The organism is Actinomadura bangladeshensis, assembly GCF_004348335.1.
GTDB lineage: Bacteria > Actinomycetota > Actinomycetes > Streptosporangiales > Streptosporangiaceae > Spirillospora > Spirillospora bangladeshensis.
In genome coordinates, this window is the sequence record NZ_SMJW01000302.1 from 1 (window position 1) to 8706 (window position 8706).

An 8706-nucleotide genomic window follows, 5' to 3' on the forward strand; every position below is an offset into this window, starting at 1 on the left:
GCCTGGCGCTCGGGGCTCAGTGCTCGCCACCGCGACCCGATCAGGTCCCGGTGATCGCGCACCAGCCCGGTAACGAAGGTCAGGGTCGGGCGCGACAGATCCAGCGCGGCACGGTAGAACAGCACGTGAAGCTCCTGTGCGGACAAGGTTGATCTTGGTCGACAACCTCATCTAGCAGGAGCTTCACTCATTCACAGCCCGCTTCCGTCGTCCGCGACGAACCTGTGACCTGCACACTCAGGTTGGAATGGGCTCCATGTAGGTCAGGTAAAAGTCGGCGCCGTTGAGGTCGGCGCCGGCCAGGTTCGCGGCGCCTGCGTTCGAGCGGGCCAGGCTTGCGCCGAGCAGATTCGCGCCGGCCAGATTCACACCGTCCAGAGACGCACGGGACAGGTTCGCGCGGGTCAGGTTCGCCTTGGCCAAGTCGGGCTTGTCCGCGAGGGTGATTCCGGGGATGCGGACGCCGTGCAGGTCCAAGGATGGTGTGCTCCTGGAATCAGCGTGCCGTCGCGCCAGAACGGTGAGGGCGGCGGTGACATCGGTGTCGGGCTCTGCCGGCAGAGCGCTTTCCTTGACCTTGGGGGTCGTGTTCGCGGACGAAGGTGGCGAGGACATCACGGATGGTCTGCCGGTCGCGGGGGGAATCTTTGGCGATGCGTTCCAGCGCGTAGATGGCGGCGGTGCGGACATCGCGTTTGCCTGAGCCGAGTTGCTCGGTGGCTTTGGTGTAGCGGTCGGTGACCTGTCCCTGTTGGGAGGTGCGCAGTGTCTGGGCGCTGATCAGCAGCGTGCCGACCGTGGCGAGCACGCCTCCGATCAGGACCCAGGTGTTGACCCGCCGGTGGAGCCGCTGTTTGGCAAGGTCCATCAACTCCAGCCGCCGGTCGGCCGCGAGCGCGTCGAGTTCTGCCTGGGTCGGCGGCGTGAGTTGCGCGGGCCGTCGGCGCCGCCATTCCGGGCGCCGGATCCGTCGTCCTGGTCCTCCTGGAGATGGGTCAGGAGGCGAGGGCTCACGGTCGGGGGCTTCTTCGGGATCGGCGGGGCCGTTGTCAGAGCCCGCCATTTGTCCTGGTGTCCTCAAATTTCCACGGTGTGTGATCGGACTGCCTGCATCGAGAGTTCGGCGGCCTCTTCCGCCTTGTCGGGCGTCGCCCCCGGTACCGGTCCGTCGGTCGGCGCCGGGTTCGGAAGGTCATAGATCATCGCGTTGACCGCCTGTTCCAGGCTGAGTCCGTCGGTGTCGTCAGTTCGTTCGACGCAGCCTCGAATCAACGCCAGGGACGCCGTTCCGAGAAGTGAGCGATGGCGGGCGTGGTCGATCACCCCGGCCTGGGGATCGGTCAGAGCCCTCAGGGCAACCCCTTCGGCGACAGCCGCCACGATGCCGACCAGGTCATCGAGGCAAACGCCGGTGCGCAACCGCAAACCCCTCGCCGAGAGTATTTCAGCGAAGACGGCTTTCCATTGCCCCAAAAGATCCTGGTAGTTCTCGGTCATGGCATTGAGGATCACTTCGTCGCCCTCGGCTCCCGCGGCAGCGATGAGTTCGAGTCGGAACCGCGGCCTATCAATGAGGGTCAGCAGGTCGAAGTATCCCAATTGCTGCACACATCGGACAAAGTTCGGTCCGGCGATCATTCCCTCGATGACATCGGTGAACTCGGTCACGACGCAGTGGTTCTCTTGGTACCGAGTCCATAGCCCGAACCGCAAGAGATCCGCGATGAAGTCTGACTGGGACTTCCAGGAAGACCTCAAGGTCGAAACGCTGCCGAGTTGAGGGAACGGTTCGGGGTTGTTGGCGACTTCGGCGGCGACCGCGCGTTGTGACAGGAAGCTCAGCATGGGGCGCTCGATGGAGTTCAGGTCGTCGGGATCACTGCATGACCTCCGGGCGCCCGGCCCGAGGTGGTTTTCGATCAAGCGCATGCCTGCGGCAAGGTAGGCAGCGGTCACCGGATCATTGGCCAGTCTGTTCCGGCTGGCCGGTGTGCGGCGGTCGAGATTGCGTAGCACGCTCGAAAGATCCTGGTTGTAAGGGCAAGGGAGTTGCTGCTTCAGCGTCTGCGCACCACTCATGCGCACATTGTCCATCCGGCAGGCCCTTACGTACAGGTGCGCAACTGCGCGGTAGCGCTCACCTGCGCGCACGCATCCAAGTCCCCGCATCTGCGCAGGAGACAGACGCACGCCCCTTCGCTTAGAAATGACCACGACAGATCCTCACCATACCGCCACGGCAGAATGGCACAAAAGCCGAAAGGACTGACATGCAGATCGTTCACCGAACCGCTTTCGCGATCATCGCCGCAGCTGTGACCGCCGGGTCTCTCGGTCCTGCGACATCGGGCAGCACCGCACCCACGCGTCCCAACCAGCAGAGCGCACCGGTCCGCCCCACGGGCTTCGAACCGGCCTCGGTCGTCAAGCGCGGCCCCTGCAAGGTCTGGATCAACACGAAGAAGCTCCACGGCCGATGGAACGCCCAAGGAGTCGTCTACTCCTCCAGCACCGTCTGCGGGATGAAGCTCGAACGCAGCCACAAGCGCGGGAAGTACAAGCAGATCTCGAACTTCTACCTCGTGAAGAACGGTGGCCAGCGCAACACGGGCTGGCACTACGACGACCACGGCTACAAAACGCGGGTATGCCTGAACCTCGGCTCAGAGTCCTCCTGGCATTGCGGCAAGGGGATCTGAAGCCGGACCAAGGAGGCGCCGCCGAAGAGGGGGACCCCGCCTAGCGGACACCACTCGCTGCTCGGCCACAGCGGAGCCGTGTCGACGACACGTGAAAACTTCACGTGTCGTCGACAACGAGCAGGTCTGCCCCGCGCACGCGGGGATGGTTCCCCGATAGCCATGAGGTCAGGCGAGGGAGAGCGGTCGGCCCGTGCCGGCCGTCGCCTCAAGGCCAAGTCGACACGCATTCGACTCCGTCGAGCCTCGCCCCCCGGGGTTCAAGTCCCCTCGCCGGCTCCCAGCCCAGAGGCCCCTTCCGATCTTGGAAGGGGCACTCGCCGCGCCGTGGGAGCCATTGTGGGAGCCACGGGATTCAGCCGCCGAACAGAGCGCCGCTCATGGCCTCCACCGGCGCACGCTCATCCTCCACGACCAAATGCCCATAGGTGGCCTTCGTGATCGCGATCCCCGAATGCCCGAGGATCGTCGGAGACGACGTGCAACGGTGTCCCCTGCGCCAGCACCAGCGAAGCGCCCGAGTGCCGGAGTTTGTGCGGGTGCCAGTGACCGAGCCCCACACCCGCTTGGCGAGCCTGGAGAAGGTGTGCGAGAAGTTGTCCGGGCCGGTAGACGTGCCGACCCCGGACGGGGAAGACCAGCCCGTGATCCTGCCACGCTTCACCGAGGGCGAGCCGCGCCTTGGCCCGGTCGCAGTGCAACTTCCGAAGCTTGGTCAGAATTTCCGGCGTGAGCACAAGAGTCCGCCGTGACCTGGCCGCCTTCAACTCACTCACCACCACGCGAGTCTAGCAGTGGCACCAGATGATCTCAGTTAGGCGAACAGCGGGAGGGGTGACATGACATCGAAAGCCGATGGGGCACTAGACCTGGACATCACTACCGATCATGTAGTCGAACTACGAGCCGCCTACTCATGTGAGAGATCGTTCCTCATCTGATCCCCGCGCCGCGAGTATCACTTGTCGCTGTTGTCTCCTGCAGCCCGGATACGCAATTTTTCGAGATAGTCAGAACTGAGCATCTGCTGCGCTCGTGGCCGCTTACCAGTATTGATGTCTTTCACGTACTTCGCCAGATGTTGCGGGTTCTTTCCTGACCATCCGTTCGCGAGAGCCCACGCCTGCATAGCTTCACCGTCCAGTCGGATACCGACATCGTGCAATGCAAGCAGGGTACTAACTACCATATTCTTCTCGAAGCCCGCTGCAATGGTGTTGTTGTGGTTGATGCTTAGCGTAAGGCTCTTCAACTCCTCGATGAGAAGTGGATCAAGCTCGGGCGCCAGGTCAGCCCAGGCAGAGCCGTCCCCGAGAATGGCGGGTCGCACCGCTGTCACCCAGGGCCTGAGTCGGTCTTCACTTCCTACGATGACGCACAACGCTCGAATGCCGTGGCTACCGTACTGCACCAACTGGCCGATGTCGTCCATATCAGGCCAAGCCATCAACACCGGGCCATTGCCGCGCATGGGGGCGCCGCCTCTACCAACGACGTGTTCGACCCTGGAATATTCGTTGACGAGTCGCTCCAGCGGGGCACAGTTGCGCAGATTAGACTTGAGAAAGGTCCACACCCGCAGAGTGTCTCCGTCCTCAAGGTGTTCTATGCACCAGCGGATAGCAGCGTGCATACCTTCGTCGTCGTTACTTGCCACGGCCGTGGGATAGCCCGCATTGCGATCGAACATTTTTCTCCATGTTTGATGTTATAACGACAGACTGAAACGTGAGATCACATATACAAGCTTGCCGTCTACTCCACTTGACGGCGAAGTTTATCGACAAATTCCCACGCCGAGGAAGAAGGGTTCTGGCCTCGAATAACATCCGCCTCCGAACTGCCTTTTGTCAGACGAAGTGCATTCGACCGCGCATCCTCATATCCTCGCAGAACTTTTTCGGTGTCGAACACTTTTGCGTCCTGCGAATAGTCGCAATCACCATACTTCTCCAACCAGCGGCACGCTTGATCAGTAGTGAGATAGCCACGGTGATCAACTAGGTGGAGCATAAGCCATAGCTCAAAGCAAGGGTTAGTTAGTGCGACCTTAACCCCGTTTCGGCTGGCCAGAACTAAGGCCCGCTCCAGTCCCGGATGCGGGTTGGGAGCCTCAACGTCTACGACGCACCACACATGGTCGTAAGCCATGTACTGATCGTCCGCACTATGCGGCGCCCTGGACTGATGGTCGATCGCTGCTCTGACGAGTCCGAGTGGCTCACCGAAAGTACTTCCGAACTTCACACCCGGAATCCTGAGTTGGCGCTTCCAGGCACCGAGGTAGAGGCGCTCGGTGACTTCACCCTCGCAGTAGATGAGGAAACGCTTCCTCTCCGCGAGCTTCCCCTGCTTCCTCTGCAGAGCCTTGCTTCGCCGATGAGCCATGCCTCCTAGTGTGCCGTGCGAAGGTCCACTCTAGGAAGGAGTCATCGAAAACAGGTACGCCCCGGTATCGACCAACTAGATACCCGCGGAAGACGCTGTCGAGACCGTCTCTGATCCGGTACTCCGTCAGAGGGCGCAGGACCGTGGCTCCTTCTGCCGTGCGGTCTGTGAGCCAGACCTGATCCCGTCGGAGGCGCGCAGGAGTTAAGGATGACAGCAACGTCACATCATGTGTGTTGAAAACTAGTTGTGCCCCATGTTCGTTGAACCTGGGGTCCTGGAACAGCCTAACCAGTTCTCCAACGAGAAGAGGATGCAGGAAAGCGTTCAGTTCATCCACTACCACTAGCTTGCCAAACGAAAGCGCGTGAATTATTGGCCCCAAAAGGGCAAACCATCCACGAGTTCCACTGGATTCCAACTCCAAGGGCAGTTTGTAATTCTGGGATTCGACGCGATGGATGAACTCCACTCGGGGCGCATCGTGAAGCTCTACCCCATCGTCAGGGGCATGCTCAGGATCGACAGCCCTGATGAAGGCGATAATCTTGTCACGAGTGTCTTTGTCTAGCGGCCGAGCCTCCTGATGAACATCAATCAGGCCAAAGTCCGCATAGTTGAGCAGACTCAATACGCCCTCTTTGTCGTGTTCCTCCAGTTCATGCAATGTGTATGAAAGGCTCGCCCAGGGCTCGCCGGCATCAATGTAAATAAACTCCCGCTGGAACCATTGATACAAACGAGAAAGGAGTGGGTGATTATTGGCTGCTGCAGCCGACAGATATAGGCTGTTTGGCCTGACCAGGTCCGCGATAGCCTTTTTTTTCCCTCTTAGATGCTCGCCAAAGCGGATGGCGCTTCCATCGGACCCTGAACGCTCAAAAAGGAGACGACGAACGCGTCGCTGCTGCTTCGTAAAGCTGTAAAGCCACTCGCCGCGCACCGCCTCATCGTCGACTATGAAGCCATATTCGTAATGGACTCCATCAATCACGATATCGACAGAGAACTCGGAAGGGCGTTGAAGACTTTCGCCATCAAAGCGGAAAGCATTGCGACGTATTGAGGCACCTGGATGCCAACGCTGATGTGAATCCACCACGACGTCAGCCATGAAACGAAACGCCTGAAGGAGGTTGGACTTACCTGAAGCGTTGGCACCATAGATCGCAGTGGCCGGCAGCGCCTGCAGGTCGTCATCTGGAACATGCGTCACTGCCAGGTCGCTGTGCTCGTCCAGCGCGACCAGGCTAAGTTCCTGCTCGTCGCGCAACGATGCATAGTTGGCGACACGGAAGCGGAGAAGCACCTTGCCTCCTGTCGTGGCACACGTCTACCTAGCTACTAGCATACGGGTATAGGTGCCAATGACGTCAATAGTTGACGCATGGCGACCTAAAATCTAGAGGAGGATCATGGCTTAGCTCTGTCTTCGGCTGAACTTGATTCATACCAAGCTTGCATCGATGCATACCTCCAAGGCCACGGAAACCGCATACCTGCCCTCTGACCTGCGCTGATGCTCCGACGCGGCGGTTCAGCCTGCCCTCGGTTCTGGCCGACAGTCCACAAGCACGGCAAACGGGGTGCATCGCAGCGTAAGCACAGCAATCGACACATTGGGTGTTGCTCTCGTGACACGCGCAAGCTCCTGGGCACCGATACGGGTGCATTGACGTGCACCAATCATGTCCTCGCGCTGGGTGCCTCAGGAGTGCCTAGGTAGCGGTCACGCTCACCGAAGCCGATGCAGGCCTACACGAGCAAGCAGCAGGGGTGAGGAGACCCTTGAGCCAACAGCGACAGCGGCAAGCCGACTCCGCTGCTCGCGAACGCCGCAGGTGGTCTGCCTCGGGCGGCCGTCTCGCAGTGGCATTGTCTTTGCTGAAGTGGAGCCGGCCTAGCAGACGCAACGGGTCGTCTTGGCTAACGTTGAGCGCAAGCCCCTTGAGGAGCTTACGAAGTTACGGCAGTGCTGATGACGACATGCCAACGCGAAGAGTCGTAACGGATCGCTCTGGGGCCTACCCTACGACCGTGTCAGCAGGGCCGAGGTAGGTCTCGTAGCTGGTGCGGTCGCTGTCACGCGGCTTCGATGCGTGGGCCCGAACCGGAGTCTGCTTGCCCCCGAGGCCCCGATGCTGGCCGCCGTCCCAAGCAAACCGAAGACGTGTGGCACACCAACCACGGCGCCGCGACGTCCAATGAGTTTGCAGTGATCAGGGGGGGCAATCACGGTCACCTGCGGTCGGGCCCTCCCCCCGGAGTGTGGACACCCTGAGCGCCCTGGATCATGGAAGGTCTGGGGGTGAGAGGGGTCCCGTGTGGGGATGAAGGTCTACTCCGAGGAGTTCAAGGCCGACGCGGTGGCGTTGTACCTGTCGGATCCGTCGCGGACGTATGCGTCAGTGGCCAGGGACCTGGGTGTCAGCCGGGAGACGCTGCGTCTGTGGGTGCGGCAGGCCCGTGCCGGGGAGGCCGGCGGGCGGCAGGCCGAGGGTGACAGGCCGGCCCGCCGGTCAGAGCCGGGTGCTGGCCCGGTAGCCTCCGACGCCGTGCTTGAACAGGAGAATCGGCAGCTCCGCGCCAAGGTGCGCGAGCTGGAGGCCGAGCGCGACATTCTGCGTCGGGCGGCCAAGTATTTCGCGGGAGAGACGAACTGGTGAGTCGCTTCCAGTTCGTTGAGGACCATCGTGAGCTGTTCAGCGTCAAGCGGCTGTGTCATGTCCTTGAGGTCTCCCGGTCGGGCTACTACCGGTGGCGTGAGGCCCGCCATGCCCGGGCCGAGCGGCGCCGTGCCGACGAGGCGCTGGCCGAGCAGATCCGGCGGATCCACGCCGATCAGGACGGCACCTACGGGTCGCCGCGGGTCACGGCCGAGCTGCGCGATCAGGGGTGGCGGGTGAACCACAAGCGCATCGAGCGGGTGATGCGCGCCTTCGACATCGTCGGCGTGCACCTGCGCAGGAAGGTCCGGACCACCGTGCCCGAGCCCTCCCACCAGAAGGTGGGTGACCTGATCAAGCGGGACTTCTGCGCCCCGGCACCGAACCAGCGGTACGTGGGCGACATCACCTACCTGCCGGTCGGAGACGGCAAATTCCTCTACTTGGCGACCGTGATCGACCTGTACTCACGCCGGCTGGCGGGCTGGTCGATCGCCGACCACATGCGCACCGAGCTGGTCATCGACGCGCTGGAGGCCGCGGCCCGCACCCGCAGCGGGCGGCTGGACGGCGCCGTCTTCCACTCCGATCACGGTGCCCAGTACACCTCGGCCGACTTCGCCGCCGCCTGCGCCCGCCTGGGCGTCGTCCAGTCGATGGGCGCGGTCGGCACCAGCGCCGACAACGCCCTGGCCGAGGCGTTCAACGCCAGCCTGAAACGAGAGACCCTGCAGGGCCGCAGGCGCTGGTCCGGGCCACGCCAGGCCCGGCTGGCGGTGTTCCGGTGGGTCACGCGCTACAACACCACGCGCAGGCACTCGGCCCTCGGTAGGTGTCAAGTCAAACGGGACCGGGGCCTGTGATCGTTAGGCGGCGTGTTTCTCCTGGTCAGCAGGGCTGGTCTGGTCGGTGGTGTCTTCGGCGGGTCGGTTGATCTGCGCGAGCGTGGGGAT

General features: G+C 62.1%; 9 protein-coding genes and 1 pseudogene. 3 read left to right on the forward strand and 7 right to left on the reverse strand.

The window, feature by feature from the left end:
* The 4 genes and pseudogenes from E1284_RS43445 to E1284_RS35395 form a co-directional block, all read right to left on the reverse strand.
* Nucleotides 1-125, reverse strand: a pseudogene (locus tag E1284_RS43445) (IS5/IS1182 family transposase); the annotation flags it as partial.
* Between the two features lie 112 nt (nucleotides 126-237).
* Nucleotides 238-477: a pentapeptide repeat-containing protein gene (locus E1284_RS42715; protein ID WP_207924132.1), complete on the reverse strand. Its 240-nt coding sequence runs from the start codon at nucleotides 475-477 to the stop codon at nucleotides 238-240.
* A 19-nt stretch (nucleotides 478-496) separates the two neighbouring features.
* Nucleotides 497-1063 (reverse strand): hypothetical protein, encoded by a 567-nt coding sequence (locus E1284_RS35390; RefSeq protein ID WP_131944521.1) that lies wholly within the window; start codon nucleotides 1061-1063, stop codon nucleotides 497-499.
* 14 nt (nucleotides 1064-1077) lie between these two features.
* Nucleotides 1078-2094 (reverse strand): cytidine/deoxycytidylate deaminase family protein, encoded by a 1017-nt coding sequence (locus E1284_RS35395; RefSeq protein WP_131944522.1) that lies wholly within the window; start codon nucleotides 2092-2094, stop codon nucleotides 1078-1080.
* A gap of 176 nt (nucleotides 2095-2270) precedes the next feature.
* Between E1284_RS35395 and E1284_RS35400 the strand changes: the two genes are divergently transcribed.
* Both E1284_RS35400 and E1284_RS42035 read left to right on the forward strand, forming a co-directional pair.
* The gene (locus E1284_RS35400; RefSeq protein WP_131944523.1) at nucleotides 2271-2699 is read left to right on the forward strand and encodes a hypothetical protein; all 429 of its coding nucleotides are present in this window, start codon (nucleotides 2271-2273) and stop codon (nucleotides 2697-2699) included.
* A 437-nt stretch (nucleotides 2700-3136) separates the two neighbouring features.
* Nucleotides 3137-3451, forward strand: a complete 315-nt coding sequence (locus E1284_RS42035) for a hypothetical protein (protein ID WP_165965548.1) — start codon at nucleotides 3137-3139, stop codon at nucleotides 3449-3451.
* Between the two features lie 206 nt (nucleotides 3452-3657).
* Here the strand turns inward: E1284_RS42035 and E1284_RS35410 are convergent, their stop codons facing one another.
* From E1284_RS35410 to E1284_RS35420, 3 genes are all read right to left on the reverse strand, one after another.
* Nucleotides 3658-4389, reverse strand: a complete 732-nt coding sequence (locus tag E1284_RS35410) for a BRO1 domain-containing protein (RefSeq protein WP_131944525.1) — start codon at nucleotides 4387-4389, stop codon at nucleotides 3658-3660.
* A 65-nt stretch (nucleotides 4390-4454) separates the two neighbouring features.
* Nucleotides 4455-5087: an RloB family protein gene (locus E1284_RS35415; RefSeq protein ID WP_131944526.1), complete on the reverse strand. Its 633-nt coding sequence runs from the start codon at nucleotides 5085-5087 to the stop codon at nucleotides 4455-4457.
* The gene (locus E1284_RS35420; protein ID WP_131944527.1) at nucleotides 5002-6396 is read right to left on the reverse strand and encodes an AAA family ATPase; all 1395 of its coding nucleotides are present in this window, start codon (nucleotides 6394-6396) and stop codon (nucleotides 5002-5004) included. The genes E1284_RS35415 and E1284_RS35420 overlap by 86 nt, the downstream gene beginning before the upstream one ends.
* Before the next feature lie 1015 nt (nucleotides 6397-7411).
* Between E1284_RS35420 and E1284_RS35425 the strand changes: the two genes are divergently transcribed.
* Nucleotides 7412-8616, forward strand: a protein-coding gene (locus tag E1284_RS35425) for an IS3 family transposase (RefSeq protein ID WP_131944528.1) whose coding sequence is annotated in 2 segments (ribosomal slippage) — nucleotides 7412-7733 and nucleotides 7733-8616 — 1206 coding nt in all. Because the reading frame shifts where the segments join, the coding sequence is not laid out codon by codon here.
* Nucleotides 8617-8706 lie beyond the last annotated feature (90 nt).

Coding starts and splice junctions, on each gene's coding strand:
- E1284_RS35390 (WP_131944521.1), bottom strand. CDS start 1,063: ATGGCGGGCTCTGACAACGGCCCCGCCGATCCCGAAGAAGCCCCCGAC.
- E1284_RS35395 (WP_131944522.1), bottom strand. CDS start 2,094: ATGGACAATGTGCGCATGAGTGGTGCGCAGACGCTGAAGCAGCAACTC.
- E1284_RS35400 (WP_131944523.1), top strand. CDS start 2,271: ATGCAGATCGTTCACCGAACCGCTTTCGCGATCATCGCCGCAGCTGTG.
- E1284_RS35410 (WP_131944525.1), bottom strand. CDS start 4,389: ATGTTCGATCGCAATGCGGGCTATCCCACGGCCGTGGCAAGTAACGAC.
- E1284_RS35415 (WP_131944526.1), bottom strand. CDS start 5,087: ATGGCTCATCGGCGAAGCAAGGCTCTGCAGAGGAAGCAGGGGAAGCTC.